Origin of the sequence: Cellulomonas telluris, assembly GCF_004886325.1 — a bacterium.
Taxonomy (GTDB): Bacteria; Actinomycetota; Actinomycetes; order Actinomycetales; family Cellulomonadaceae; genus Cellulomonas; species Cellulomonas telluris.
Genome location: NZ_QXFN01000128.1, coordinates 1 through 504, shown reverse-complemented (window position 1 = coordinate 504; position 504 = coordinate 1). Strand labels below are relative to the sequence as shown.

The following is a 504-nucleotide window of genomic DNA, read 5'->3' as shown; positions in this document are numbered from 1 at the left end:
CCGGATGCTGGTCGACAGCCAGGACGACATGGTCGTCGTGGGTGAGGCCGGTGACGGCGGCGAGGCGCTGGAGCGGCTCGGGGTCACCTCGGCCGACGTCGTGCTGATGGACGTCCGGATGCCGCGCCTCGACGGCGTCGAGACGACCCGGAGGTTGCTCGCCACCGACGACGCACCCCGGGTGATCGTGCTGACGACCTTCGACCTCGACGAGTACGCCTTCGCCGCGATCCGCGCCGGCGCGTCCGCCTTCCTGCTCAAGGACGCGGCCCCGCCCGACCTGCTCGGTGCGATCCGGGCCGTGCGGGCGGGGGACGCGGTCGTCGCGCCGAGCACCACCCGACGGTTGCTCGACCACTTCGCCGCACTCCCCGACCCGGCCGGCCCCTCGACACCGGACGACCGGCTGGCGCTGCTGACCGAGCGCGAGGTCGAGGTGCTGACCCTGATCGCCCGCGGCCTCACCAACACCGAGATCGCGGCCGACCTCGTCGTCGCCGAGAC

At 73.6% G+C, this 504-nt stretch carries 1 protein-coding gene; it reads left to right on the top strand.

The genetic code is table 11. The features are described 5' to 3' along the window. A partial coding sequence (locus FB586_RS19065) for a response regulator transcription factor (protein ID WP_136520885.1) occupies positions 1–504 on the top strand: 504 nt, incomplete at both ends.